The sequence below is a fragment of the Paenarthrobacter sp. 22069 genome (assembly GCF_052046035.1).
In the GTDB taxonomy this organism is placed as follows: Bacteria; Actinomycetota; Actinomycetes; order Actinomycetales; family Micrococcaceae; genus Arthrobacter.
The window spans coordinates 93220-118902 of the sequence record NZ_JBQEQF010000005.1 but is presented as its reverse complement, the minus strand read 5'-3'; the positions used below and the strand labels follow the sequence as shown (position 1 = coordinate 118902).

General features: G+C 66.6%; 22 protein-coding genes. 10 read left to right on the top strand and 12 right to left on the bottom strand.

Translation table 11 applies throughout. From position 1 onward, the window contains the following. Window positions 1-125: 125 nt before the first annotated feature. Complete coding sequence (locus tag ACTJK0_RS05615; protein WP_440744556.1) at window positions 126-2327, top strand: MMPL family transporter; 2202 nt, start codon at window positions 126-128, stop codon at window positions 2325-2327. A gap of 13 nt (window positions 2328-2340) precedes the next feature. Here ACTJK0_RS05615 and ACTJK0_RS05610 read toward each other — a convergent pair whose 3' ends face one another. After that, window positions 2341-3270, bottom strand: coding sequence for an NAD-dependent epimerase/dehydratase family protein (locus ACTJK0_RS05610; protein WP_440744555.1), 930 nt, complete (start codon window positions 3268-3270; stop codon window positions 2341-2343). Window positions 3271-3395: 125 nt separating this feature from the next. On the opposite strand from ACTJK0_RS05610, the gene ACTJK0_RS05605 reads away from it, so the two are divergent. The 7 genes from ACTJK0_RS05605 to ACTJK0_RS05575 all read left to right on the top strand — a co-directional run bounded on the left by ACTJK0_RS05605 (window position 3396) and on the right by ACTJK0_RS05575 (window position 9660). Beyond that, window positions 3396-4142 (top strand): TetR/AcrR family transcriptional regulator, encoded by a 747-nt coding sequence (locus tag ACTJK0_RS05605; protein ID WP_110542017.1) that lies wholly within the window; start codon window positions 3396-3398, stop codon window positions 4140-4142. Between the two features lie 93 nt (window positions 4143-4235). Continuing rightward, on the top strand, window positions 4236-4532 hold the full coding sequence (locus ACTJK0_RS05600; RefSeq protein WP_110542016.1) for a hypothetical protein: 297 nt from the start codon (window positions 4236-4238) through the stop codon (window positions 4530-4532). Window positions 4533-4765: 233 nt separating this feature from the next. Then, window positions 4766-6634: a molecular chaperone DnaK gene (gene dnaK / locus ACTJK0_RS05595; protein WP_440744554.1), complete on the top strand. Its 1869-nt coding sequence runs from the start codon at window positions 4766-4768 to the stop codon at window positions 6632-6634. Window positions 6635-6637: 3 nt separating this feature from the next. Beyond that, window positions 6638-7336: a nucleotide exchange factor GrpE gene (locus ACTJK0_RS05590; RefSeq protein WP_440744553.1), complete on the top strand. Its 699-nt coding sequence runs from the start codon at window positions 6638-6640 to the stop codon at window positions 7334-7336. Window positions 7337-7675: 339 nt separating this feature from the next. Beyond that, window positions 7676-8647 carry a DnaJ C-terminal domain-containing protein gene (locus tag ACTJK0_RS05585; protein ID WP_440744552.1) on the top strand — a complete coding sequence of 324 codons (972 nt, stop codon included), beginning with the start codon at window positions 7676-7678 and terminating at the stop codon, window positions 8645-8647. Window positions 8648-8661: 14 nt separating this feature from the next. Further along, complete coding sequence (locus ACTJK0_RS05580) at window positions 8662-9087, top strand: heat shock protein transcriptional repressor HspR (RefSeq protein WP_110542012.1); 426 nt, start codon at window positions 8662-8664, stop codon at window positions 9085-9087. 186 nt (window positions 9088-9273) lie between these two features. After that, window positions 9274-9660, top strand: a complete 387-nt coding sequence (locus tag ACTJK0_RS05575; RefSeq protein WP_110542011.1) for a hypothetical protein — start codon at window positions 9274-9276, stop codon at window positions 9658-9660. Window positions 9661-9720: 60 nt separating this feature from the next. Here the strand turns inward: ACTJK0_RS05575 and ACTJK0_RS05570 are convergent, their stop codons facing one another. Continuing rightward, entirely contained in the window at window positions 9721-11130 is a 1410-nt protein-coding gene (locus ACTJK0_RS05570) for an aldehyde dehydrogenase family protein (protein ID WP_110542010.1), read from the bottom strand. Between the two features lie 348 nt (window positions 11131-11478). On the opposite strand from ACTJK0_RS05570, the gene ACTJK0_RS05565 reads away from it, so the two are divergent. Next, entirely contained in the window at window positions 11479-11739 is a 261-nt protein-coding gene (locus ACTJK0_RS05565) for a hypothetical protein (RefSeq protein ID WP_440744551.1), read from the top strand. An 86-nt stretch (window positions 11740-11825) separates the two neighbouring features. Here the strand turns inward: ACTJK0_RS05565 and ACTJK0_RS05560 are convergent, their stop codons facing one another. The 7 genes from ACTJK0_RS05560 to ACTJK0_RS05530 all read right to left on the bottom strand — a co-directional run bounded on the left by ACTJK0_RS05560 (window position 11826) and on the right by ACTJK0_RS05530 (window position 19882). Beyond that, window positions 11826-13328, bottom strand: a complete 1503-nt coding sequence (locus ACTJK0_RS05560) for an NAD-dependent succinate-semialdehyde dehydrogenase (RefSeq protein ID WP_440744550.1) — start codon at window positions 13326-13328, stop codon at window positions 11826-11828. 101 nt (window positions 13329-13429) lie between these two features. Further along, on the bottom strand, window positions 13430-14245 hold the full coding sequence (locus ACTJK0_RS05555) for an aldolase/citrate lyase family protein (protein ID WP_440744549.1): 816 nt from the start codon (window positions 14243-14245) through the stop codon (window positions 13430-13432). Next, a complete protein-coding gene (gene hpaH, locus ACTJK0_RS05550) occupies window positions 14230-15015 on the bottom strand; it encodes a 2-oxo-hept-4-ene-1,7-dioate hydratase (RefSeq protein WP_440744548.1) in 786 nt (261 codons plus the stop codon). Before hpaH ends, ACTJK0_RS05555 begins: the two co-directional genes overlap by 16 nt. Window positions 15016-15017: 2 nt before the next feature. Then, the gene (hpaD, locus tag ACTJK0_RS05545) at window positions 15018-16109 is read right to left on the bottom strand and encodes a 3,4-dihydroxyphenylacetate 2,3-dioxygenase (protein ID WP_440744547.1); all 1092 of its coding nucleotides are present in this window, start codon (window positions 16107-16109) and stop codon (window positions 15018-15020) included. Window positions 16110-16215: 106 nt separating this feature from the next. Next, the gene (hpaE, locus tag ACTJK0_RS05540) at window positions 16216-17727 is read right to left on the bottom strand and encodes a 5-carboxymethyl-2-hydroxymuconate semialdehyde dehydrogenase (protein WP_440744546.1); all 1512 of its coding nucleotides are present in this window, start codon (window positions 17725-17727) and stop codon (window positions 16216-16218) included. A 21-nt stretch (window positions 17728-17748) separates the two neighbouring features. After that, window positions 17749-18426: a GntR family transcriptional regulator gene (locus tag ACTJK0_RS05535; RefSeq protein ID WP_440744545.1), complete on the bottom strand. Its 678-nt coding sequence runs from the start codon at window positions 18424-18426 to the stop codon at window positions 17749-17751. After that, a complete protein-coding gene (locus ACTJK0_RS05530) occupies window positions 18419-19882 on the bottom strand; it encodes a fumarylacetoacetate hydrolase family protein (RefSeq protein WP_440744617.1) in 1464 nt (487 codons plus the stop codon). The genes ACTJK0_RS05535 and ACTJK0_RS05530 overlap by 8 nt, the downstream gene beginning before the upstream one ends. Before the next feature lie 231 nt (window positions 19883-20113). On the opposite strand from ACTJK0_RS05530, the gene ACTJK0_RS05525 reads away from it, so the two are divergent. After that, entirely contained in the window at window positions 20114-22033 is a 1920-nt protein-coding gene (locus ACTJK0_RS05525; RefSeq protein ID WP_440744544.1) for an FAD-binding monooxygenase, read from the top strand. On the opposite strand, the gene ACTJK0_RS05520 is transcribed toward ACTJK0_RS05525, so the two are convergent. The 3 genes from ACTJK0_RS05520 to ppgK form a co-directional block, all read right to left on the bottom strand. Then, entirely contained in the window at window positions 22006-22860 is an 855-nt protein-coding gene (locus ACTJK0_RS05520) for a prephenate dehydratase (RefSeq protein WP_440744543.1), read from the bottom strand. The genes ACTJK0_RS05525 and ACTJK0_RS05520 overlap by 28 nt on opposite strands. Before the next feature lie 37 nt (window positions 22861-22897). Next, window positions 22898-24811, bottom strand: a complete 1914-nt coding sequence (locus ACTJK0_RS05515) for an alpha-amylase family glycosyl hydrolase (RefSeq protein ID WP_440744542.1) — start codon at window positions 24809-24811, stop codon at window positions 22898-22900. A 62-nt stretch (window positions 24812-24873) separates the two neighbouring features. Next, complete coding sequence (ppgK, locus tag ACTJK0_RS05510) at window positions 24874-25668, bottom strand: polyphosphate--glucose phosphotransferase (protein WP_440744616.1); 795 nt, start codon at window positions 25666-25668, stop codon at window positions 24874-24876. Between the last annotated feature and the right edge of the window lie 15 nt (window positions 25669-25683).

Here is a 25683-nt window from a genome sequence, read left to right as displayed (position 1 = left end):
CCGGCTCCCGCTGCCGGCAGCCGGACGCGTCGGCCAAAAAAAGCTCGACTGGCACTTATCTCTGTGATGGAGATAATCTATGCTGGAACAAATCCTACTCCTCCTGCCCACCGATGGAAGGCATCATGAATCGCACAAAAGTTGCCAGGGAACGCGTTCCGTTCTGGCTTCGCTGGTTGGTCCCCGTGGTCCTGGTGCTGACCTGGCTGGGCCTCGCAGGCGTGGGCGGGCCCACGTTTGGCCGCCTGGAGGAAGTCTCGTCCAACGACCAGGCGTCTTTCCTGCCCGCCAGCGCAGAAGCCACCGAGGCCCAGGACTGGCAGGCCAAGTTCCGTGACTCGGACGAGGTCCCGGGCATCATCGTCATCGAGAAGAGCGAGGCTTTCACGCCCCAGCAACTGGGCGGGCTGGCGCCACTGAAGACCAGCCTTGAAGACCTCAAACTGGGCAGCACCGTGATCGGCCCGATTCCGTCCAAGGATGCCAAGGCCGTCCAGTTCGTGGTTCCCATCGGGTCCTCAGCCGAGATCAAGGACGCCGTCAAGGAACTCCGGGACGCGGTCAAGGAAGCCGCCCCGGAGGGTGCCCAGACCTTCGTGACCGGTCCGGCCGGTCTTGCGGCCGACCTCACCGCTGCCTTCGGCGGCATTGACGGGATCCTCCTGCTGGTGGCCCTGTCCGCCGTGTTCGTGATCCTCCTGGTGGTCTACCGTTCCCTGCTGCTGCCCGTCATGGTGCTCCTGACCTCTGTGTTTGCCCTGTGTGCCGCCATCCTGCTGGTGTTCGGCATGGCCAAGGCCGGCTGGATCCAACTCAACGGCCAGAGCCAGGGCATCCTCTCCATCCTGGTGATCGGCGCGGCCACGGACTACGCCCTGCTCTTCGTGGCCCGGTTCCGGGAAGCCCTCACGCACACCACCAACCGGACGGCCGCCGTCCTGACCGCGTGGAAGGCATCGTTTGAACCCATCCTTGCCTCAGGTGCCACCGTGATCATCGCTCTGCTGTGCCTGCTCTTCTCCGACCTCAACTCCAACAAGGCCCTGGGGCCGGTTGCCGCGGCGGGCATCCTCTGCGCCCTGTTTGCCGCGCTGACCCTGCTGCCCGCCCTGATGGCGCTGCTGGGCCGCGCCGCTTTCTGGCCCTTCCGGCCCAGGCTCCTCCCTGCAGACCAGCGCGAACCCGAACTGGTCACCGGACTGGAGGGCCAGAAAGGCCTGTGGCGGGCCATCGGTTCGCTGGTGTCCCGGCGCCCCAGAACTGTGTGGGTCGCCTCGGTCCTCCTGCTGCTCGTGGCAGCCGGAGGGCTGTTCCAGCTGAAAGCCAACGGCGTGCCGCAGACGGATGTCATCCTCACCGCCTCCAACGCAGTCGACGGCCAGGACGCTTTGGCCCGCCACTTCGACGCCGGCAGCGGCAGCCCCGCCGTCGTGGTTGCAGACCAGGGCAAGGCAGCGGAGGTGCTGGAGAAGGTGAAGGCGGACGACGGCGTCGGTGAGGCCTACCTGCTGGGCCGTGGCAGCGTGCCCGTCACCGGAGCCCCGGGCGCTCCCACCGCACCGGATGTCCGGGACGGGAAGGTCCTCATCAACGCCACGCTGAAGAATGCCGCGGACTCGCTGGAGGCGGAGGAGACCATCAAGGCCCTGCGCGCCGAGGTGAAGGCCGTGGATCCCGGCGCCCTGGTGGGCGGCGTGACTGCAACGGCGCTCGATACCAACACCACCGCCCAGCGGGACCTGCTGGTCATCATCCCGGTGGTCCTGGTGGTGATCCTCTTCATCCTCATGTTGCTGCTGCGTTCCGTCGTGGCTCCGGTCCTGCTGGTGCTCTCCGTAGTGGTCTCCTACGCGGCGGCCCTAGGTGTGTCGGCCTTCGTCTTCAACAACCTCTTCGGGTTCCCCGGCGCCGATGCCACCGTGCCGCTCTTCGGCTTCGTCTTCCTGGTGGCCTTGGGCGTGGACTACAACATCTTCCTGATGAGCCGCGTCCGCGAGGAATCGCTCAAGCACGGCACCCGGCCCGGCATCCTGCGCGGCCTCGTGGTGACCGGCGGCGTCATCACCTCCGCCGGTGTGGTCCTTGCCGCAACGTTCGCCGCCCTGGGCGTCATCCCCATCATGTTCCTGGTGCAGCTGGCCTTCATCGTGGCCTTCGGCGTACTGCTGGACACCGTGCTGGTGCGCTCGCTGCTGGTGCCGGCCCTTGCCTACGACATCGGGCCGAAGGTCTGGTGGCCCGGCAAGCTGGGCCGCACCGATGGAGGCACTGCCGAACGGCCGCGGGAGCCGGGCGTCGAACCTTTGGAAGAGGTTCCCAGCCGCTAAGCCCCTTCAGGCACTAACCCTGCTGCCGCCACCACTCCACGGTGGCGGCAGCAGCCGTTTCCAGCGGCGTGGGGCTGACTCCAAGCGCTGCCTCGGAAGCTGCTGAATCCATGACGAACGGCCGCTCGAACTGGTACAGCATCTCCGCCAGCTCCCTGGCATCCGGCGAAAACGCAGCCGCCGCCCGGAGTGCCCACCCGGGCAGCGCGCGCACCTTTGGGGCCGGCTGTCCCGCCGCCGCTGCAAAGGCGTGCGCAAGCTCCCGCTGCGACAGTGCCGGGCCCGTTGGTGCGTGCCACACCGCATTCCACGCTGACGGCCGGTCCGCCGCCGCTATCATGGCGCGGGCCAGGTCCGGGACGTACGTGAAAGAGTGGGGCTGCCTCGCGCTGCCGATCACGCTGACGTTCCTGCCCGCCAGGATCGGTACCACCATGCGCTCCCCGCCGTGCGCCATCCGCACGCGGGGGCCGAAGAAGTCGGCCGCCACCACACTGACGGTGGGCGTCGCCGAGGCGCCGCGGGCCTGCAGCAGTGCCGTCCGGACGCCGCGCTTGCCCCCTGTTGCCAGCCGCGGGCTGGTCTCCGCCATAACGCGGTCCGGCTCGCTGTAGGAGTAGAGGCTTTCAGGGAAGACGACGACGGCGCCCGCCTCCCGGGCGGCAGTGAGCACCGCCTGCTCCGCAGTGGGGAGCTCGGCCCGCCACGCGGCGGCGGTGTAGGCGGACCCGTGGATGCAGTGGAAGACGGCCTGGGCACCGGCGAAGGCAGCCTCCAGGACTTTGGGATCCCTCGCGTCGCCCTGAGTGCGCTCGATCAGGGGGTGGCCCGGTCCGCTGCCCGAGCGTGTCAGCACGCGGACGTGCCGGCCCTGCGCTGCCAGCTGCCCGGCCACTGTCCAGCCCACCGGTCCTGCCCCGGTTACTACGTACGTATTTTCCATCTCGGCCTCCCTATGAGATTAACGAGAGCACTGCTCTCGGTAACAGCATGACGGGGCAAGACTGCCAAGTCAAGAGCGGTGCTCTCTTTTGATGCCAACGCTCTCAGTTGTGGCATGCTGGACCCGTGACTGACGCCGACGGCACCCCCGAAACCCGCTCCCGCCCCCTCACCCCCCGGCAGCGGGCAAGGACGCAGACGGTGGCGGACATCGTGCGCCTTGGCCGGCAGCATCTGGCGGTCCACGGCGCGGCGGCCCTCTCCCTGCGTGCAGTGGCGAGGGATCTGGGGGTGGTGTCCTCTGCCGTCTACCGCTACGTGGCGAGCCGTGACGAGCTGCTCACCCTGCTGCTGATCGATGCGTTTGGCGAGCTGGGGGATGAAGTGGATGCCGCCGTCGGCCGCGTGCCGGAGGATGACCACCCCGGCCGGTTCCTGGCGCTGGCGCGCGCCGTCCGCGCCTGGGCCATCCGTGAGCCCGCCAGCTACACCCTCCTGTTCGGCAGTCCCGTTCCCGGCTACAACGCCCCGGCAGAGCGGACAACGGGTCCGGGGACGCGCGTGATTGTCAGCCTCATCGGAATCCTGCAGGCCGCGTCCCAGGCGGGCGCGCTGGCCGTTCCGGCCGGCGCGCCCAAGCTTCCCGCCACCCTCGCCGCGGACCTTGATGCCATCCGCCGGGAGTACGGGTTGTCGATGCCGGAGGAACTCGTGGCGAGGGGCGTCCTGGTATGGAGTTCCCTTTTTGGTGCGGTCAGCTTTGAAGTCTTCAACCAGTACGGACCTGACACCTTCACCGCCCCCACCGAACTCTTCGAGCATCACATGACAGTCCTCGCGGAGGTTGCAGGGCTGCCGGCGCAGGGCCGCTGACGGGGCCGGCGGGGGCCCTGTTGGTGCGCGTGCCCCGTCGATAGACTGCCACTGCGCCCGCATGGACGCGGAGCCTCGAAGGAGAGATGCACCATGACTGAAAACCCTGAAGTTGCAGCCGAGGAACCCCGCAAGGGCAGCAGCGCTCCCGGGCTGGAAGGAGAAGGCGGGCAGTATGTGGACGGTGACTACGGCGACGCCGGCACCATCAACGAACCCGACCGGGATGGCGTGGACGGTGAATACGAGGAAGGCGACTACGGTGACGCCGGAAGTGCGGGCGGCGCCCGGACCGAGCGGGCCATCCGCGAAGGCCTTACCGATGGCCAGGTCCAGGGAACAACCGAGGAGCGTGGACCGCTGCACGGCGACCGGGACGCGGAGCGGTAAGCAGCCCCGGGGCCTGTTCTCCTAAAGCGAACTTGCCGTCCGCCGTCGTGCTTTCACGTCGGAAGGCCCGGAATTCCAAAGAATTTCCAAAACTGAACTACGCCCAGCACGCAAAGTTGAGCGCACCTCACTCAACTTTGGATTGACATCGGTGGCGCCCTGAGTAGAGTTGAGTGCAGAACGCTCAATGCTTAGGGCGCCAACCAGTTTCCAAGGAAAGAAGGAAGCAACACATGTCACGTGCAGTAGGTATCGACCTCGGAACCACCAACTCCGTCGTCTCCGTTCTCGAAGGTGGCGAGCCCACCGTTATTGCCAACGCCGAGGGTGGCCGCACCACGCCGTCGGTCGTTGCATTCTCCAAGTCCGGCGAAGTCCTGGTCGGCGAGATCGCCAAGCGCCAGGCCGTCAACAACATCGAGCGCACGATCGCTTCCGTCAAACGCCACATGGGCACCGACTGGAAGGTGGACATCGACGCCAAGAAGTACACCCCGCAGGAAATCTCCGCGCGTATCCTCATGAAGCTGAAGAACGACGCCGAGTCCTACCTGGGTGAAAAGGTCACCGACGCCGTCATCACCGTCCCGGCCTACTTCAACGACGCCGAGCGCCAGGCCACCAAGGAAGCCGGCGAGATCGCAGGCCTGAACGTCCTGCGCATCGTCAACGAGCCCACCGCCGCAGCCCTCGCCTACGGCCTGGACAAGGGCAAGGAAGACGAACTCATCCTGGTCTTCGACCTCGGTGGCGGTACCTTCGACGTCTCCCTGCTGGAAGTCGGCAAGGACGAAGACAACTTCTCCACCATCCAGGTCCGCGCCACCGCCGGTGACAACCGCCTCGGCGGCGACGACTGGGACCAGCGCGTCGTTGACTACCTGCTGAACCAGCTCAAGGTCAAGGGCATCGACCTGTCCAAGGACAAGATCGCCCTGCAGCGCCTCCGCGAAGCAGCCGAGCAGGCCAAGAAGGAGCTCTCTTCCTCCACCAGCACCAACGTCTCGCTGCAGTACCTGTCCGTCACCCCTGACGGTCCGGTGCACCTTGATGAGCAGCTGACCCGCGCCAAGTTCCAGGACCTCACCAAGGACCTGCTGGAGCGCACCAAGAAGCCGTTCCACGACGTGATCAAGGAAGCGGGCATCAAGCTCTCCGACATCAACCACATCGTCCTGGTGGGTGGCTCCACCCGTATGCCCGCCGTGTCCGAACTGGTCAAGGAACTGGCCGGCGGCAAGGAACCGAACAAGGGCGTCAACCCGGACGAGGTCGTGGCAGTCGGCGCAGCCCTGCAGGCAGGTGTGCTGAAGGGTGAGCGCAAGGACGTGCTGCTGATCGACGTCACTCCGCTGTCCCTCGGCATCGAAACCAAGGGTGGCGTGATGACGCACCTGATCGAACGCAACACCGCCATCCCCACCAAGCGGTCCGAAACCTTCACCACCGCTGACGACAACCAGCCGTCCGTGGCCATCCAGGTCTTCCAGGGCGAACGCGAATTCACCCGCGACAACAAACCGCTGGGCACGTTCGAACTCACCGGCATCGCCCCGGCACCGCGCGGCATCCCGCAGATCGAGGTCACCTTCGACATCGACGCCAACGGCATCGTGCACGTCTCCGCGAAGGACAAGGGCACCGGCAAGGAACAGTCCATGACCATCACCGGCGGCTCCAGCCTCTCCAAGGAGGACATCGACCGCATGGTCCGCGACGCCGAGGAGCACGCAGCCGAGGACAAGGCACGCCGCGAGGCAACCGACACCCGCAACACGGCCGAGCAGCTGGCCTACTCCGTGGACAAGCTGATCGCCGACAACGCGGACAAGCTGCCCGAAGAGGTCAAGACCGAGGTCCAGGGCGACGTTGACGCGCTGAAGAAGGCGCTTGAAGGCACCGACGACGCCGCTGTGAAGTCCGCGTTCGAGAAACTGCAGGCTTCCCAGACCAAGCTCGGCGAAGCCATCTACGCCCAGCCCGGTTCGCCGGACGGTGCAGGTGCAGCTGGTGCCGAGGGTGCCGCGGGCGCTTCGGCAGGTTCCTCCGACGAGGACATCGTCGACGCCGAGATCATCGACGAAGACGAAGCGAAGAAGTAAACCATGCCGCACCACGGTAACGAGGAAGAGCACAACACATCCGCGGGCCAGCAGAACACGCAGGGCAACGGCCAGGAGCCGGTCATCCGGGACAACCGCAAGGTTGACCCGGTGACCGGGCAGGCCCGGCACCCCGAGGGCGGCCAGCCCTCGGGGACCGGCTCCCCGGCCGGAGCAGCGGATTCCGACGGCGACGCGCTGGCCCAGGCCGAGGAGATTCTCAACGGCGTGGACGTGCCGGCCGAGGAATCCGTGGCCCAGGGGGCTCCGGCAGGGTCCACCGGCAACGCCGAGGCAGCCGAACTGCGCAATGACCTGCTCCGCCTCCAGGCTGAGTACGTCAACTACCGCAAGCGGGTTGAACGCGACCGCGCCGTGGCAGGGGAAATGGCCGTCATCGGCGTCCTGAACTCCCTGCTCCCGGTCCTGGACGACGTCGATGCCGCACGGCAGCACGGTGACCTGACCGACGGTCCCTTCGCCGCGATCGCCACGAAACTGGAGAACGCGCTGAAGACCTACGGCCTGGTCCGCATCAACGAGACCGGCGTGGAGTTCGATCCCACGATCCACGAGGCCCTGATCCAGCAGCCCGGCGAGGACATTGAGGTTGACACTGTCAGCCAGGTCCTCCGCTCCGGCTACAAATCAGGAGAACGCGTCCTCCGCGCAGCCCAGGTGATTGTGGCCGTTCCGGCGTAGTCGGGGTTTACCTCCACGCCTCCGCGGATGAGGGGGCCCCGCCCCTACGCTGGGTGGCTAACGATCTGCGATCGTCAGCCACCCAGCTCCGGCAGCGGATCTGGCCTCCCAACACTCGCAAGCTCGTGTCGGGGCCCTCGGTCAGCTCCTTAGATGCCACTCCCGGGCCCCCTTATCCGTCCGTCGCTCAGCGCTCGTCTCGCCTAAGGTGGGAGCAAGCGAAGCGCAGCTGGATAGGGGGCCGCGGCGTGGCGGGCACCGCGGAGCGGGCACGGCCCCCTATCCAGCGGAGCGTTGCCCAGCCGGGGCACGAAGGTTTGAACAAGAAAGGAAACGCCATTGGCTAGCCAGGATTGGGTGGACAAGGACTTTTACAAGATCCTTGGTGTTGCCAAGGACGCTTCCGATGCCGACATCAAGAAGGCCTACCGGAAGCTTGCGCGGCAGCACCACCCTGACACCAACGCCGGTAACACTGCTTCCGAGAAGAAGTTCAAGGACATCTCGGAGGCCTACTCGGTGCTCTCGGATCCGGAGGAGCGCCAGCAGTATGACGCCATCCGGGCCATGGGCAGCGGGGCCCGTTTTGCCCCCGGCGGTGCCGCTGGCGGCAACGGCGGGTTCGAGGACATGTTCGGCGGCCTCTTTACCGGCAACACCGGACGCCACGCCGGCGGCTTCAACCCGTCCTCGGGCGGCATTCCGCCTGAGTTCGCGGATCTCTTTGGCGGCTTCGGCGGCGCGCCTGGATTCCAGCGCACGCCGCAAAAGGGCGCTGACCGCAGCGCGTCCACCAGCATTTCGTTCGCCGGCTCCATCCGTGGCACCACCATTGGCCTGCGCGAGCCCAGCGGTGAAGTGATCGATGTCCGGGTTCCGGCCGGCATCAAGGACGGCCAAAAGGTCCGGGTGCGCGGCAAGGGCCAGCCGGGTGCCGCGGGCAACGGGGACCTGGTGGTGTCCGTCTCGGTGCAGCCGCACGCCTTCTACACGCGCGACGGCGACAACCTCCGCATCCACGTCCCGGTCACCTTCCCCGAGGCTGCCCTGGGAGCGGACATCGAAGTTCCCACCATCGACGGCGACAAGGTCAGGGTCCGGGTTCCGGCAGGCACGCCGTCCGGGCGTACCCTGCGGGTCAAGGGCAAGGGCGTGAAGACGTCCAAAGGGACCGGCGACCTGCTGGTGACCATCGACGTCGCAGTTCCCAAGAATCTCAACAAGGACGCAGAAGCTGCGGTCAAGGCGTTCGCCGAGGCAACGTCGTCGGCGGACGTCCGCGAGGGCCTGGCAGCCAAGGCCCGGCTCTAGGGCGGAGGTGAGCCGTGGACATCAACGCCGACCAGCCGATCTTCGTGATCTCCGTGGCGGCCGAGCTGGCGGACATGCACCCGCAGACCCTGCGGCAGTACGACCGCCTGGGCATCGTCAAGCCAAGCCGTGCCCCGGGGAAATCCCGGCGCTACTCGCAGCGTGACGTCAACATGCTGCGGGAAGTGCAGCGGCTGTCGCAGGAAGGGGTCTCGCTGGAGGGCATCAAGCGGATCCTGGAACTCGAAAACCAGGTGGCTGCCCTGCAAAGCCGGATCAATGAACTGACCGAAGAACTCGGGCGCAGGCCGCGGGCCGTGGACTCGCGGATCTTCGCCGCGGGTACGGCAGGCGACGTGGTGAGCCTGGCCCGCGGGCAGCGGCCCCGGCCAAGGTCCCAGGCTGTCATGCTGTGGCGGCCCCGCGCCATCGGGAAGTAACAGGCCCCGGCAGCAGGTAGTGCTGCCGGCGGCCACCGGGCAAATATGAGTACCTGCTACTCGTGACCGAAAAAGCCCCTGGAACTTGAATGGAACCATCGCCGGATCAGCGGCGGTGGTCCACAAGTTCTGGGGGTTTTCCGTGTTTAAGGTTCTCAGCAGCAAGGCCCGGCCGTGAGCCCGGGAATGGAGTCCGTGGCTGCCTTCAGCAGCTCCCTGCCCGGCCAGGTCCTGCTGGCGCTCGGCCAGACCATCGTGGTGGTGTGCGTGTGTTTCGACATGGTGCGTGAACTGTCCGTGCCCAGGTCGCACCGCCGCTATGTGGCGAGCACCGTCTTCCGGACCCTGGCCATCCCGTCCATCGTGGCCAACGCCATGACCGTCTTCATCGCCCTGGTGGTGTCGTCCTGGGTGGACGTGGTGATGGGCATGTTCGTGCTCGTTGCAATCGTCTTCCGCTTCCACCACAACCAGGACGAGGACAACTGGTGGAAGGGCAAAGGCAAGAAGCTGGCGCGCTGGGCCCGCCGGCAGTTCTCCGGCCGGACATCCACCGCCCCGGCCCTGGGGTAGCCCTGCAAAGCCCCGGGAGCCCGGCGCTGGGGACATGCGTGCCGGGCTCCCGCATCAAACTCAGCCGTTGATGACCTGCGGTACGCCGAGGGCCTTGAGACCTTCGACGCCGAACTCCACGCCGTAGCCGGACTGCTTGGCTCCACCGAAGGGGATGCGGGGGTCGACGGCGCCGTGCCGGTTGATCCACACCGTGCCGGCCTGGATGCGGGCAGCGACCTCACGGGCAGCCGCCAGGTCGGGCGACCAGACGGAGGCGCCCAGTCCGACGTCGAGGCCGTTGGCCTTTTCCACCGCTTCATCAATGGTGCTGTAGCGGATGATGGGTAGCGCGGGGCCGAATTGCTCCTCGGCCACCAGCGGGTTGTCGTTGTCGATGTCCGCCACCAGGGTGGTGGGGTAGAAGAAGCCGGGCTGGCTGGTGTCCGGGTTCCCCCCCAGCAGGACGCGTGCTCCGGAAGCCTTGGCTGCCTCCACGAGGTTCGCCACGACGTCGTACTGTGCTTTGTTCTGCAGCGGTCCCAGGACGTTGTTTTCGTCCAGGCCGTTGCCCATGGGCATGGCCTTTGCGACCGCCACGAGTTCTTCGCAGACGGCGTCGTAGATGCTGTCGTGGACGTAGAGGCGCTTGAGGGCGGCGCAGGTCTGGCCTGTGTTCAGGAACGCGCCCCAGAAGACGTCCTGGGCGATGGCCTTGGGGTCGGCGTCCGGCAGGACGATGCCGGCGTCATTGCCGCCCAGTTCCAGGGTGAGACGCTTGACCGTGTCCGCCGAGGACTTGATGATCGCGCGGCCACCGGCGGTGGAGCCGGTGAACATGATCTTGCCGATCGCCGGGTGGTCGGTGAGGCGGGCGCCCACTTCGCGGCCGCAGGACACCACGGACAGGATGCCGTCCGGGAGTTCCTCATTGAGGACCTTGACCAGCGCAAGCACGGACAGCGGGGTGTTGCCGGAGGGCTTCACCACCACGGCGTTGCCCATACGCAGCGCCGGGGCCAACTGCCATACGGCGATCATCATGGGCCAGTTCCACGGGCCGATGGCGCCGACCACACCGATGGGCCGGTAGTGCAGTTCGGCGCGGGTCTCGCCGTCGTCCACGATGGTTTCCGGCTCCAGCGGCAGGCTGGCCGTGGCGCGCAGCCAGGCCACGCACGCACCCACCTCGAACCGGGCGTTCGGTCCGTTCAGGGGTTTGCCCTGCTCGCGGGAGAGCAGTTGGGCAAGTTCCTCGGCAGAGCGTTCGACGGCGTCGGCTGCCTTCAGGAGCGCGGCGGACCGGGCGTCGTGGCCCAGGGCAGCCCAGGCCGGCTGGGCGGCGACGGCCGCCGCCACTGCACCTTCCAGGTAGTCGAGGTCGTGGATCGGTGCTTCGCCCACTGCCTCACCGGTGGCAGGGTCAAAGATGGTCCGTCCGGTGCCGGACGCGGGGGCAATGGACGCGAGGAGCGCATCGTAGGTTTCCAAGGGATACTCCACTTTGAGTAGGCAAGGACGCCAGCCGGTCGGCGTAGCGGGTTACCCCCAGTCTGGGTGAGGGCCCGGTCCGCGCTCTTGTGTTTGGGCGCAGGACCCTTGACGTGGAGTGAACGGTGTAAAAAGTTCGTGACACCTTATTGTGAACTAGTCAGATTAAGCCTAAAGTTGACGTCAGGCCGGCGAAGCCTCAAGGACCGCCGGGTATCTCCTCCCCGGATACAGGCAAACGACCCCACCAAGCACCCAGCAACGGATACCGCGGCTCCTACTGCGCCTCCGTGACACAGGTGTTGGGTGCCGTGCGCCGTCGCCATCCCACACAAGCAGGAGAACACCATGACTTTAGAGGCCGAGCGCACTGAAGCACCCGCAACAGCAGCCACCGACATCTCCCGAGGCGGCAGCTACGTTACGTTGCCGGCAGGCTCGGAAGTGTCGCCGCAGCCGGAGGGCAGCTACGTCACGATGCCGGCCGGCCAGGAGGTGCCGCCGCAGCCGAAGGGCAGCTACGTCTCGCTGCCTGGAGCCCTTCCCGGAAATGGCATCAGGGCCGAGGGCACGTACGTGACACTTCCCGCGGACGGTGAGGGAGACTAGGGTCAGCTGCACCCTGCCTTGGTTGACCCGCGTTAAAGCACCTGCCGCCCCCTCGACCGGGGGCGGCAGGTGCTTCTTCCATGACGTCAGTTCGCGTAGGGGTCGGCGATGCCGATGTATTGGGTGGTGGTGTATTCGGCGATGCCTTCGGCTCCGCCTTCGCGTCCCAGGCCTGATTGTTTGACGCCGCCGAAGGGCGCGGCGGCGTTGGAGATGACGCCGGCGTTGAACCCGACCATGCCGAACTCGATCTGTTCCGCCACTCGGAGGAGTTTGTTGAAGTCGCGGCTGTAGAGGTAGGAGGCGAGGCCGTACTCGGACGCGTTAGCCAGCCGGATGGCGTCTTGCTCGGTGCTGAAGGTGGTGACGGGGGCGACGGGGCCGAAGATTTCCTGGCCCAGGATCGCCGCGTCGTTGGGGACATTCGCCAGGACGGTGGGCCGGTAGAAGTAGCCGGGCCCATCCACGGGCGCCCCGCCGGTCACTGCCACGGCCCCGGCATCGACGGCGGCAGTCACCAGGGCGTGCACGTCGTCCCTGGCGCCGGCGTCGATGAGCGGCCCTACCTGGGTTGAAGCTTCCGTTCCGCGGCCGGTGGTAAGGGCGCCCATCGCGGCTGCGAACTTGGCCGTGAATTCGGCGGCGACGGTTTCGTGGACGAGGAATCGGTTGGCCGCGGTGCAGGCTTCGCCCATGTTCCGCATCTTCGCGGCCATGGCCCCGTCGACGGCTTTGTCGAGGTCTGCGTCGTCGAAGACGATGAACGGGGCGTTCCCGCCGAGTTCCATGGAGGTCCGGAGCACGTTCTGCGCGGCGTCGGCCATGAGCCGCTTGCCCACCGGGGTTGAACCGGTGAAGGACACTTTCCGGAGCCGGGAGTCTTTCAGCAGCGGCCCGGAAATCCCGGATGCCGAGGATGACGCGACGACGTTCAGGACCCCGGCGGGCAGGCCGGCGTCCAGCATGGTTTGGGCGAAGTACTGCGCCGTGAGCGGGGTGAGCTTGGCGGGCTTCAACACCATGGTGCAGCCGGCGGCGACAGCCGGGGCGACCTTCCTCGTGGCCATCGCCAAGGGGAAGTTCCACGGGGTGATGAGCAGGCAGGGTCCGACGGGTTTGTGCTGGACCAGGATCTTGTTCTTGCCTTCGGGGGTGGTCAGGTAGCGGCCGTAGTCGCGGACGGTTTCCTCGGCGAACCAGCGCAGGAATTCGGCCCCGTAGGTGACTTCGCCGCGGGCCTCGGCCAGGGGTTTGCCCATTTCCAGGGTCATCAGCAGAGCGAAGTCCTCCGCCCGTTCGGTCACCAGGTCGAAGGCGCGGCGCAGGATCTCGGACCGAACCCGCGGCGCGGTCCGCGCCCAAGAGGCCTGCGCGGCATCTGCCGCATCCAGCGCGGCGATCGCGTCATCGCTCGTGGCGGACGCGAGGGTGGCAAGCACCTCCCCGGTGGCGGGGTCGTCGACGTCGAACGTGCCGCCGTCGGACGCCTCCACCCACTTCCCATTGATCAGCAGGCCGGTAGGCACGGAGCCTGGCAGGGACGCCTCACGCTCAGCGGAAACGGCAGGGGGCAGCTCGGAAATGGTCATGCAGGGCTCCTTGGTAGGTGAATGTTCTGGGGGCGCATCTGGCTCGCAGTTGTTGTCGTTTTCAGGCGTCAAAACGACAACAACTGCGAGCTAGTTGGGTGTCAGTAGCTGGCGCGGGTTTCGCCGCCGGCCTGGGGAATGTATTTCGCCGCGAGGGCTTCGGAGCCGCGGGCCAGGATGGCGACGTCGGCACCCACCAGGATGAAGGCCGCGCCATTCGCGAGGTAGTGCTCTGCGGTGGCCTGGTTGAAGGCGTTCACGCCGGCGGGCTTGCCGGCCGCTTTGGCGGCGGACAGGCACTGTTCGACGGCGGCGCGCACTTCGGGGTGTTCCTGCTGTCCCAGCAGGCCCATGGACGCGGCAAGGTCGGAGGGGCCCATGAAGATGGCGTCCACGCCGTCCACTGCGAGGATGTCCTCGACCGCTTCGACGGCGGCACTGGATTCGATCTGCACGGTGACGCTGATGGTTTCGGCGGCACGGGCCAGGTAGTCCGGGACGCGGTTCCAGCGGGCGGCCCGGGCCAGTGCCGACCCCACGCCGCGGACGCCCTGGGGCGGGTAGCGGGTGGCCGCCACCGCTGCTTTGGCCTCGGCTGCCGAGTTCACCATGGGGATCAGCAGGTTCTGCACGCCGAGGTCCAGGTACTGCTTGATCACCACGGTGTCGTTGACCGGCGGCCGGACCAGAGTGTGAACCGGGTAGCCGTGGATGGCCTGGAGCTGGGCGAGGATGGTTTCGAGCCCGTTGGGGCTGTGTTCGGCGTCCACCAGCAGCCAGTCCAAGCCTGCGCCGGCGCAGAGTTCCGCCACGAGCGGGCTGCCGGAACATACCCACATCCCGGCCAGCGGCCGGCCTGCTTCACCCTTTTGCGCCGCCAGGGCGGACCGGAAGGTGTCTTCTACTCGAAACGGCATGTGACACTTCCCAGGGGTCCGTAGTCGGCGTGGACGGTGTCGCCCTTGTAGACCCACATGGGCCGGGTGAACGAGCCGGCCAGGATGATGTCCCCGGCCTTGAGCGAATCGCCGTGGGCGGCGATCTTGTTGGCCAGCCAGTGGACGCCGTTGGCCGGATGGTCCAGGACGCCGGCGGCGACGCCGGTTTCCTCCACGGTCTGGTTCTTGTAGAGGATGGCGGAGACCCAGCGCAGGTCTACCGCGTCCGGCTTCACCGGGTTGCCGCCGATCACCATGGCGCCCATTGCGGCGTTGTCCGAGATGGTGTCCACGATGGTCCGGCCCTCCATCTCGATCCTGGAGTCCAGGATCTCGAGGGCCGGAACCACGTAGTCGGTGGCCTTCAGGACGTCGAAGATCGTCACCCCGGGGCCTTTGAGCCCGTCCTTGAGCACGAAGGCCAGCTCCACCTCCACCCGGGGGTGGGTGTACTTGTCCCATTCCACGGAGCAGCCGGTGTCCAGGACCATGTCGTCGAAGATGGCGCCGTAGTCCGGTTCGGTGATGCCCGTGGCGGCCTGCATGGCCTTGGACGTGAGGCCGATCTTGCGCCCTACCAGGGTCCGGCCGGCCTCCTCATTGCGGCGGCGCCACAACTGCTGGACGGCGTAGGAGTCCTCCACGGTCATGTCTGGGTAGCGGGCGGTCAGGCGGGGAACAGGGGTACGGGTCCGGCCGGCTTCCACCAGCTCGTCCGCGATGGCCTCAATCGTCGTTGGCTCCAGCATGGTTAGACCTGGACCCCCAGCTTGAAGCCCACAGGGTCTTTGCTGGCGGCCGCGTCTTCGGGCTTGCGGGTGTAGGAGAACCCGTCAGCGCCAACGGTCACCGCCATCTCGGACTTTTCCTCGCGCTCGATGACGGGCTGCGGGTTGCCGTCGAGGTCCAGGACCAGGGAAGCCTCGGTGTACCAGGACGGAACCACGGGGTTGCCCCACCAGTCACGGCGCTGGTTGTCGTGGACGTCCCAGGTGATGGTGGGGTTGTCCGGGTCGCCGGTGTAGTAGTCCTGGGTGTAGATCTCGATGCGGTGCCCGTCCGGGTCCAGGATGTAGAGGTAGAACGCGTTGGAGACGCCGTGCCGGCCGGGGCCGCGTTCGATCCGGTCGCTGATGCGCAGGGCGCCCATCTTGTCGCAGATCTGGATGATGTTGTGCTTCTCGTGCGTGGCGAACGCGACGTGGTGCATGCGCGGGCCGTTGCCGCCGGTGAGGGCAGTGTCGTGGACGGTCTGCTTGCGGTGCATCCACGCGGCGTACGTGACGCCGTCGGAGTCCTTGATGTCCTCGGAGACGCGGAAGCCCAGGTCCTCCAGGTACTTGCGGCCCTTGGGGACGTCCGGGGTGACCTGGTTGAAGTGGTCCAGGCGGACCAGTTCGCCGGCGGAGTAGAGGTCGTAGCGCTGGGTAAGGCGCTCCACGTGCTCCACGTCGTAGAAGAACTCGTACGGGAAGCCCAGCGGGTCCTCGACGCGGACGGAGTCTCCCACGCCCTTGGTGAAGCCGTCCTTGCGGCGCTCCACCCGGCAGCCCAGCTCGCGGTAGTAGGCCTCGGCGGCGTCCACCTCGGCGGGGGACTTCACGCGGTAGGCGAACGCGGCGACGGCAGCGATGGGTCCCTTGCGGAGCACCAGGTTGTGGTGGATGAACTCCTCCAGGGAGCGGAGGTAGATCGCGTTGTCGTCTTCCTCGGTGACGTGCAGGCCCAGCACGTCCACGTAGAACTCACGGGACTTGGCGAGGTCGGTGACCACGATCTCCATGTAGGCGCAGCGGACGATGTCCGGTGCCGGGACGGTGGGGGTGGGAACGAAGTTGGTCATTGGAGTCTCTCTTCTTTGAAAGGTGTTTTCCCCAACTGACTGGCAGTAGATGCCGTTATGGAGGCCCAAAACGACAACAAATGCGAGCTAGTTGGGCTGGTAGGGGCTAGGCGCCGAACTTGGGGGTGTGGACGGTGCCGAGGGTGATGTGCACGGCCTGCTGGTCGGTGTAGAAGTCGATGGAGCGGTAGCCGCCCTCGTGGCCCAGGCCCGAGGCCTTGACGCCGCCGAATGGGGTGCGCAGGTCCCGGACGTTGTGGCTGTTCAGCCACACCATCCCGGCCTCGACGTTCTGTGAGAAGTTGTGGGCCCGGGTGAGGTTCTGGGTCCAGATGTAGGCGGCGAGGCCGTACTTGGTGTTGTTCGCCAGGGCCAGGGCTTCGTCGTCGTTCTCGAACGGCGTGATGGCCACGACGGGTCCGAAGATTTCCTCCTGGAAGATCCGGGCGTCAGGGGCGACGTCGGCAAACACCGTGGGTGCGATGTAGTTGCCTTCGGGCAGGTGGTCGGGGCGGCCGCCGCCGGCCAGGAGCCGGCCTTCGGACTTGCCGATCTCCACGTAGGAGGCCACCTTTTCGTAGTGCTCCGGGTGGACCAGGGCGCCCACCTGGGTTTTGGGATCGTGGGGATCGCCCACCACGATGTTCTTTGCCCGGGCGGCGTACTTCTCGCAGAACTCGTCGTAGATGGCGTGTTCCACCAGGATGCGGGAGCCGGCCGTGCAGCGTTCGCCGTTGAGGGAGAACACGCCGAACAGGGCGGAATCGATCGCGGCGTCCAGGTCGGCGTCGGCGAAGACAACGCACGGGGACTTGCCGCCGAGCTCCATGGACAGGCCCTTGAGGTTGGCGGCCGCGTTCCGGAAGATCGTCTGGCCGGTGGTGGTCTCGCCGGTGAAGGAAATCAGCGGGACGTCCGGGTGCTTGACCAGGGCATCGCCGGCTTCCTCGCCCAGTCCGTTGACCAGGTTGAAGACGCCGTCGGGAAGGCCGGCGTCCTTGAAGATGGTGGCCCACAGCGACGCGGAGAGCGGCGTGAACTCGGCCGGCTTGAGGACCACGGTGTTGCCAGTGGCCAGTGCCGGGGCGAGCTTCCAGGACTCGAGCATGAAGGGGGTGTTCCAAGGGGTGATCAGGCCGGCCACGCCAATCGGCTTGCGGTTCACGTAGTTGATCTGCGAGCCGGGAACCTTCATGGCGTCATCGAACTGGGCCACGATCAGGTCCGCGAAGAACCGGAAGTTCTCGGCCGCGCGCAGGGCCTGGCCCTTGGCCTGGGTGATGGGCAGGCCCGTGTCGAAGGTCTCCAGTTCGGCCAGGCGTGCTTCCTGGGCTTCGACCGCGTCGGCGATCCTGTTCAGCACCCGGGCGCGTTCACGGGGCTTCATCTTTGGCCACGGGCCGTTGGTGAAGGCTTCGCGGGCGGCGGCGACAGCCAGGTCGATGTCCTCTTTCTGGCCCGCCGCGGCAGTCGCGTAATTCCGGTTGGAGACCGGGTCCAGGACGTCGAAGGTCTTGCCGCCCACGGAGTCGACGAACCGGCCGTTGATGTAGTGCTGGATGTGGGTGGGAAGGTCTTCGGGAACGTAGTGCTTGCTGGTTTCTACTGAGGTCGTCATCGTTGAAGTCCTATCTGGGTGTCAGTGGTTGGTTTGGGCCAGGTACGCGTCCAGGGTGGCGGAGCGGTGGAGCCTGGCGGCTTTTTCGATCTGCTCTGCGTCGGCGCCGCTTTCGATGAGCCTGAGCAGGTTTTCGTGTTCCTCCACCGAGTCGCGGGCGCGGCCGGGGACGAAGCGGAAGGTCGAGGACCGGAGGGAGGCGAGCCGGTTCCAGCCGCGGTGCACCAGGTCCAGGATGTGCGGGTTGGGGCAGTGTTCGAACAGGACGGAATGGAAGTCCTGGTTGAGCTGGGTGAAGCGGACCGGATCGAAGTGGTCCAGGCAGTCGCGCATGTCCTGGTTCACGGCGCGGGCGCGGGCGATGGCCGCGGCGTCGATCAGCGGGGCGGACAGGGCGGTCGCGGCGCCTTCGACGATGCTGAGGGTTTGCATGGTGTAGAGGTATTCGGTGGGGTCGATCCCGGCGACGGTGGCGCCCACGTTCCGTTCGAATGTCACCAGGCCCTCGGCCTCGAGCCGGCGGATGGCTTCGCGGACCGGGACCACGCTGAATCCCAGGTCCTTGGCAATGGAACCCAGCACCAGGCGGTACCCGGGGGTGTAGGTGCCTTCCACGATCCGGGCCTTGACGGCCTGGTACGCCTGCTCCGACTTGCTGCCGGGGGTTGCGGCCGCCTCGGTTAGGGCTGTATCAGTCATCGTTCTTTCCTGCCCATTCCTTGTACCGTTCCTGCCACTCCTTGTTCATGGGGTAGAGGCCGTCCACGCTGTTGCCTTGCTTGACCATCTCGAAGATGAACGCTTCTTCCTTCTCCTGCTGGATGCAGTCCTCCACCAGTTCGTCGGCGATGGCCGGCGGGATCACCAGGATGCCGTCGAAGTCGGCCACGATGATGTCACCGGGCTGCACGGTGGCGCCGCCGCACGCGATGGTGATGTCCATGTCCCACGGGATGTGGCGGCGGCCCAGCACGGCCGGATGCGGATTGGCGAAGTAGGTGGGCATCTCCAGGTCTGCCACGGCGGAGTAGTCGCGGACGCCGCCGTCGGTGATGATGGCGGCGGCGCCTCGGACCTGGGCGCGGAGGGCCAGGATGTCGCCCACGGTTCCGGTGCCTTTCTCGCCGCGGGCCTCCATGACCAGGATTTCGCCTTCGTTCACGGAGTCGATGGCCTTCTTCTGGGCGTTGAACCCGCCACCGTGGGCCTTGAACAGGTCTTCACGGTTGGGGACGTACCGCAGGGTGCGGGCCAGGCCCACCACCCGGCGGTCGGGGCGTGTCGCCTGCAGCCCGTCGATGCTGACGTTGTTCAGGCCCCGCTTGCGCATCTGGGAAGACAACGTGGCCGTGGCAACGGACTCCAGCCTGGCTTTCAGTTCCGGGGTCAGGACAGGCCCGACGGCGGCAAGCCCCGCCGCTTCACGGGAACCATAGGCTTCCTCCCGCTGCAGGTCATCGACCTTCGGCCGGGCACCAAAGTCCGCGAACGCCGTCGTGCCTTCCTCAACGGTGGTGACCAGCCGGCCGGTGGACAGGCGCCCGTCCGCCGTTGCCACTTCCACTTCCAGGACGTCGCCCGGCTTCGCGACCGATGCCCCGGCGGGGGTGCCGGTGAGGATGATGTCCCCCTCCTCAAGGGTGAGGAGCTGGGAGAGGTCCGCCACCAGCCGGGCGAACGGGAAGAGCAGGTGCCCGGTGGTGTCGTCCTGGACCAGCTCCCCGTTGTGCCAGGTGCGGATGCGCAGTTTGGCGGGGTCGACGGCGTCTGCCGGGATCAGTGCCGGGCCTACCGGCGTGAAGCCGTCGCCGCCCTTGGACCGGAGGTTGGAGCCCTTGTCCGCCCAGCGCAGATCATACACGCCAAGGTCATTGCTGGCCGTGACGGCAGCGACATGGCTCCACGCGTCCTCGATAGAAACACGGCGTGCGGCCTTGCCGATCACCAGGGCGATCTCGCCCTCATAGCCCAGCAATTCACAGCCGGCCGGACGCTCAACGGGGTTTCCACTGAGTGCCAGGGAGCTGGAAGGCTTGAGGAAGTAGGACGGCTGGGCCGGGGTGCGGCCGCGCTGGGCGGCCCGGCTGGGGTAGTTGATATGCACCGCGATCACCTTGCGTGCTGCTGCCAGGGTGTCGCCGTTGACCTGCTCCAAAGCCTTCTCCTCATCAGGTACGAAATCGTATACGATCACTATTACTCATCCGCGGGGCTTCGTCAACCCTCGAATTTCGAGGCCTTCCCGAGGGTCGCCACGAGGTACTTGTCGCCTGGATCACAGGGAGCGTACAGTGGATGCCAAGACCAATGTTTCGATTATCGAATTGTATGTTCTGATATAGAACACACCTGATAGAACTCCAGCACAACGAAGTGAGGACATCCCGTGCAGTTCCACCACCACGGATACGTATCCGGAGACCCCCGCGTCCAGCCCGCAGCCGGTGTGGGCCTTAACCGCCCCGAAGAGCTTCCGGAGGAAGTGGACGTGCTCATCGTCGGCACCGGCCCCGCCGGAATGCTCGCCGCCGCGCAGCTCTCCATGTTCCCCAACATCACCACCCGGATCGTCGAACGCCGCCCCGGCCGGCTCGCCATCGGGCAGGCCGACGGCATCCAGGCGCGCAGCGTGGAGACGTTCCAGGCTTTCGGATTCGCGGAGCGGATCATTGCCGAGGCGTACCGGATAACCGAAATGGCGTTCTGGAAGCCGGATCCGGCCAACCACGCGAACATCGTCCGGACTGCCCGGGCCGTGGACGACGAGATGGGGATCAGCGAATTCCCGCACCTCATCGTGAACCAGGCGCGCGTGCTGGACTACTTCGCCGAGTTCGCCGCAAACTCACCCACCCGGATGAAGCCCGATTACGGCTACGAATTCCAAGGCCTGGCCGTTGCCCGGGAAGGCGACTACCCCGTCACCGTGACGCTCCGCCACACCGCAGGCCCCAAGGAGGGGCAGGACCGCACCGTCCGCGCCAAGTACGTGGTGGGTGCCGACGGCGCCCGCAGCAAGGTGCGGCAGGCGATCGGCTGCACGCTCGCCGGCGACCAGGCCAACCACGCCTGGGGCGTCATGGACGCGCTCGCGGTCACCGACTTCCCTGACATCCGGACCAAGTGCGCCATCCAGGGCGAAAAGGGCAGTATCCTGCTTATTCCACGCGAAGGCGGCCACCTGTTCCGCATGTACGTGGACCTGGGCGAGGTTGACCCGGCCAGCCAGCACTCAGTGCGCAACACCAGCATCGAGGACATCATCGCCAAGGCGAACGAGATCATGCACCCCTACACACTGGACGTGCGGAACATCGCCTGGCACAGCGTGTACGAGGTGGGCCACCGGCTGACGGACAGGTTCGACGACGTCCTGCCGGAGGAACGCGGCAGCCGGACCCCGCGGGTGTTTATCACCGGCGACGCCTGCCACACCCACAGCGCCAAGGCCGGCCAGGGCATGAATGTCTCAATGCAGGACGGCTTCAACATCGCCTGGAAGCTGGGGCACGTCCTGGAGGGCCGCAGCCCGGAGAGCCTGCTGACTACTTACTCCGAGGAACGCCAGGTGGTGGCCAAGAACCTGATCGACTTCGACAAGGAGTGGTCCACCATGATGGCCAAGAAGCCGGAGGAGTTCGAACACCCCTCCGACCTTGAAGACTTCTACGTGCAGACCGCCGAATTCCCGGCCGGCTTCATGACCCAGTACACGCCCTCCCTGATCATTGGCTCCGCGGACCACCAGGACCTGGCCACCGGGTTCCCGGTGGGCAAGCGCTTCAAGTCTGCGCCCGTGGTGCGGGTGGGTGACACCAACCCCATCCACCTGGGCCACCACGCCACCGCTGACGGGCGCTGGCGGATCTACGTCTTCGCGGACGCCGCGCTGCCGGGCACGGACTCAGCCACGGACACGCTCGCCGAATGGTTCGCCAACTCGCACGAGTCCCCGTTGGCCGCCACTCCTGCCGGCGCGGACCCGGATGCCTGGTTCGACCTGAAGGTCATCTACCAGCAGCCGCACACCGCCGTCGACATCAGCGCCGTGCCGGCCGTCTTCAAGCCGCAGGTGGGCCCGTTCAAGCTGACCGACTACGAAAAGGTCTACGCCACCGACCCCAAAGCGGACATTTTCGACCTGCGCGGCCTGGACCGCAATGGCGTCGTGGTGGTGGTCCGCCCGGACCAGTACGTGGCCAACGTCCTGCCGTTGACGGCAACGGCGGAGCTCGGCGCGTTCTTCGCTCCGCTGCTCAAGCCGCTGCAGGCACCGCGTCAGGCAGTGGCGGCCGCGGCCCGGTAGTCGGCCGCCGGGTACACGCCGAGGATCCGCACTTCGGTGGTGAAGAAGTCCAGTTCCTCGAGGGCCAGCTTCAGCGGCAGGTCCCCGGGGTGGCCTTCGACGTCAGCCATGAACATGGTGGCGGCGAACTCGTTGCCCACCATGTAGCTCTCCAGCCGGGTCATGTTCACTCCGTTCGTGGCGAAGCCGCCCAGCGCCTTGTACAGGGCGGACGGGACGTTGCGGACACGGAACACAAAGCTGGTCACTGCCGGTCCGGGAAGTTCCTCCCGGGCCGGCAGTGCCGTTTCCCGGGCCAGGACCACGAAGCGGGTGGTGTTGGAGGGGTCGTCCTCAACGCGCGAGGCCAGCACGTCCAGGCCGTAGATCTGCGCGGCCAGCGGGGGAGCGAGGGAGAGCTTGCGGGGATCGTTCCATTCCGCCACCTCGCGGGCCGACCCGGCGGTGTCGCCGGCGATGACGGGTTTGAGGCCATGCTCGCGGATCAGCTTCCGGCACTGGCCCAGTGCGTGGATGTGGCTGTGGACCTCCGTGGCGCCTTCAATGGTGCTCCCCGGGATGCCCAGGAGGTCGAAGTGGATGGGCAGGAAGTACTCGCCCACGATCTGCAGGTTGGACTGCGGCAGCAGGATATGGATGTCCGCCACGCGGCCCGCGATGGAGTTCTCGATGGGGATCATGGCCAGGTCCGCCTCGCCGGTGGTCACCAGCTCGAAGGCGTCCTCGAAGCTGGCGCACGGGACGCTTTCCATGTCCGGGAACATCTGCTGACACGCGATATTGGAGTTGGCGCCGGGCTCACCCTGGTACGCAATCTTGGAGGCCATGATCCGTATGGTTTCACGGCCCGGCGCCAGCTCCCAATTACTGCGGCGTAACGCGAAGCCAGAGGTACTGCCGGGGCAGGAGGGTGACGCCGTCATCCAGTTGCAGGGCGGCCTCGGAGAGAAGGTCGACGGCGGCAGGAGAGTACCCGCCGAAGGTCTCCGCCGGCAGGGTCTGGGGTGAGTCGCTGAAGTTTGCCAGGGCCAGGATGGTGCTGCCGCCTTCCATCCCACCCGGCCGCTGGTACGCGAGCACCGAGCGGTTGTTGGTGCCGAAGCCGATCAGCGTGGTTCCGGCCAGTTCGGGGGTGCCGGCGCGCACCTCGATCATCCGTCTCAGGCCCGCGTATACCGCACCTTCCGGTGTGGCCGGGTCCAGGCGGCGCGCGTACTGTTCCTTCGGAAAATGCGGCCGGTGCACCCAGCGGCTGTCCTCCCCGTGGCCCGGCTCGGACGCATACGAGTAGTCGTTGACCTGGCCCACCTCGTCACCGAGGTACAGCAACGGGATGCCGCCGGTGCTGAACGGCACCGAGTGGGCCAGGAGGATCCGTTCCACCGCCTCGGCAGGGTTGACCTCCATGCCGCAGAGGGACGCCGTCGTGCCCGAAATGCGGCAGTCGCCGGTCTTGGGGTTGTCCTGGAAGGGGACGCCGCGGGCGAAGCTGCCCGGGAAGCGGTTGACGTAGAAGGAATTCAGGAAGCGGCGGTGGTCGAAGCCGTTGATGCCCAGCTCTGCCGCGTCCTCGTCCGCGAAGGTCCAGCCGATGTCGTCATGGCTGCGGACATAGTTCACCCAGGCCGTGCCGTCCGGGATGTTGTGCCGGCGTTCCAGCGCCTGGGCCAGGAGCGAGGCGTCCCGGGTGGCCAGTGACTCCCAAATCAACGCCATCTGCAGCGGGTTGTACGAAAGCTGGCATTCTTTGGGGTCGATGTAGAGCGCCACCTCGTCCGGGTGGACGATGGCCTCGGACTTGAACAGCAGCGACGGCGCCGCCAGCCGGCACACCGCGTTGAAGGCCCGCAGCAGGGTGTGCGCCTGGGGCAGGTTCTCGCACGGTGTGCCCAGCTGCTTCCAGATGAAGGCAACCGCATCCATCCGCAGGATGTCCACGCCCTGGTTGGCCAGGAAGAGCATTTCGCCGGCCATGGCCCGGAAGACGTCGGGGTTGGAGTAGTTCAGGTCCCACTGGTAGGTGTGGAAGGTGGCCCACACCCACCGGCCGTCCTCCATTCGGATAAAGGATCCGGGGTGGTTCTCGGGGAAGATCTCGCGCACGTTCGCCTCGAACGCGTCCGGCATGGTGCGGTCCGGGAAGATCCAGTAGTAGTCGCTGTATTCAGGGTCCCCCGCCGCTGCCTTGCGGGCCCACTCATGCTCGTCGGAGGTGTGGTTGAAGATGAAGTCCACCACCAGGCTGATGCCGTTGTCCTTCAGTTCGGCTGCCAGGGAGCGCAGCTGGTCCATGGTCCCGAGTTTGGGGTTTACCTCCCGGTAGCTGGAGACTGCGTAGCCGCCGTCCGAGTGCGGCTCGGGTGCCAGGAACAGGGGCATGAGGTGCAGGTAGGTCAGGCCCAGTTCCTTGAAGTACGGGATCCTGGCGCGCACGCCCTCCAGGCTCTCGGCGTAGCGGTCCACGTAGCAGACGCCGCCCAGCATCCGGTTGGACTGGAACCAGTCCCGGGTGCCTTCCCGCTCCGCATCCGTTGCCTTCAGCTCCGGTGCCCGCTCCTGCCAGGACCGGGCACACTGGACCACCAGGGCGGACAGCTGCTTCAGCCAGTCCCGGCGGTCGCCGTACAGGGAATGGAAGAGGCTGCGCAGGGTGGGAAAGTGTTCGTCAAGGCGCCGGTCGAAATCCTGGTCCGGGCGCAGCCCAAGCTCCCGCTCCCGGGACACCGCGGACAGCACATGCCGGCGCGCCTCTTCGTCCTCGTTAACGGTTTCCTGCATGCTGCTGCCCCTTCCGGCCGCCATCAATGCGTAGGGCGGCATGTTCGTCGAAGTATTCCACGTCACTTTAGCCGCGCATTTGCAGTGCTGGCCTGCAGGGCTGCGCCCACCACGCCCGCGGAATTTTCCAGGCGTGCGGCGATGACCGGGGTGCGCAGCGACAGACGGGGCAGGTACTCGTGGCTGCAGGCCGAAATTCCACCACCGATGATGATGAGGTCCGGTGAAAACAGGAACTCCACGTGGGACAGGTAGCGCTGCAGCCGGTCGGCATACTGCACCCAGTCGAGGCCTTCGTTTTCGCGGACGACGGCGGATGCCCGCGATTCCGCCTTGGTCCCGCCAACTTCCAGGTGGCCCAGCTCGAAGTTGGGTACCAGCGTGCCGTCGACAATCAACGCCGATCCAATGCCTGTTCCCAAGGTAAGGACCAGGACAACACCCCGGTTGGCTGCCCCGGCGCCGTACTGCGTTTCGGCCAGGCCGGCGGCGNTGACGACGCGGACGGGCCGGCCCAGCCGGGACTGCAGGTACCGCTGGACGTCAAGCCCGATCCAGCTGCCGTGCATGTTGGCCGCTGACCTTGCGACTCCCCGCTGCACAATCGACGGGATGGCGATGCCCACGGCACGGTCCGCAGCCCGGTGGCTTTCGGCTTCGAGCTCAGCGACGATTTGTTCCACGGTGTCCGCCACTGCATCCACGCTGCCGCACGAGGGTGTTTGCAGGCGGCGGACAGTGCCGGCAGGGGCGCCGTTGGCCAGATCAATCAGGGCACCCTTGATCCAAGTGCCGCCAACATCGATTCCAATGCGGAGCTCCCCAGCTGTGCCTTGTGCCGGGTACGGGGTCGCCATGATGGGCAAGATACG

Excerpts from the sequence above, each read along its gene's own strand:
- hpaD (WP_440744547.1), bottom strand. The coding sequence starts at position 16,109 with ATGACCAACTTCGTTCCCACCCCCACCGTCCCGGCACCGGACATCGTC.
- ACTJK0_RS05600 (WP_110542016.1), top strand. The coding sequence starts at position 4,236 with ATGACTGAAAACCCTGAAGTTGCAGCCGAGGAACCCCGCAAGGGCAGC.
- ACTJK0_RS05515 (WP_440744542.1), bottom strand. The coding sequence starts at position 24,811 with ATGCAGGAAACCGTTAACGAGGACGAAGAGGCGCGCCGGCATGTGCTG.
- ACTJK0_RS05610 (WP_440744555.1), bottom strand. The coding sequence starts at position 3,270 with ATGGAAAATACGTACGTAGTAACCGGGGCAGGACCGGTGGGCTGGACA.
- hpaE (WP_440744546.1), bottom strand. The coding sequence starts at position 17,727 with ATGACGACCTCAGTAGAAACCAGCAAGCACTACGTTCCCGAAGACCTT.
- ACTJK0_RS05535 (WP_440744545.1), bottom strand. The coding sequence starts at position 18,426 with ATGACTGATACAGCCCTAACCGAGGCGGCCGCAACCCCCGGCAGCAAG.
- ACTJK0_RS05560 (WP_440744550.1), bottom strand. The coding sequence starts at position 13,328 with ATGACCATTTCCGAGCTGCCCCCTGCCGTTTCCGCTGAGCGTGAGGCG.
- ACTJK0_RS05590 (WP_440744553.1), top strand. The coding sequence starts at position 6,638 with ATGCCGCACCACGGTAACGAGGAAGAGCACAACACATCCGCGGGCCAG.
- ACTJK0_RS05565 (WP_440744551.1), top strand. The coding sequence starts at position 11,479 with ATGACTTTAGAGGCCGAGCGCACTGAAGCACCCGCAACAGCAGCCACC.
- ACTJK0_RS05615 (WP_440744556.1), top strand. The coding sequence starts at position 126 with ATGAATCGCACAAAAGTTGCCAGGGAACGCGTTCCGTTCTGGCTTCGC.
- ACTJK0_RS05575 (WP_110542011.1), top strand. The coding sequence starts at position 9,274 with ATGGAGTCCGTGGCTGCCTTCAGCAGCTCCCTGCCCGGCCAGGTCCTG.
- hpaH (WP_440744548.1), bottom strand. The coding sequence starts at position 15,015 with ATGCTGGAGCCAACGACGATTGAGGCCATCGCGGACGAGCTGGTGGAA.
- dnaK (WP_440744554.1), top strand. The coding sequence starts at position 4,766 with ATGTCACGTGCAGTAGGTATCGACCTCGGAACCACCAACTCCGTCGTC.
- ACTJK0_RS05520 (WP_440744543.1), bottom strand. The coding sequence starts at position 22,860 with ATGGCCTCCAAGATTGCGTACCAGGGTGAGCCCGGCGCCAACTCCAAT.
- ACTJK0_RS05555 (WP_440744549.1), bottom strand. The coding sequence starts at position 14,245 with ATGCCGTTTCGAGTAGAAGACACCTTCCGGTCCGCCCTGGCGGCGCAA.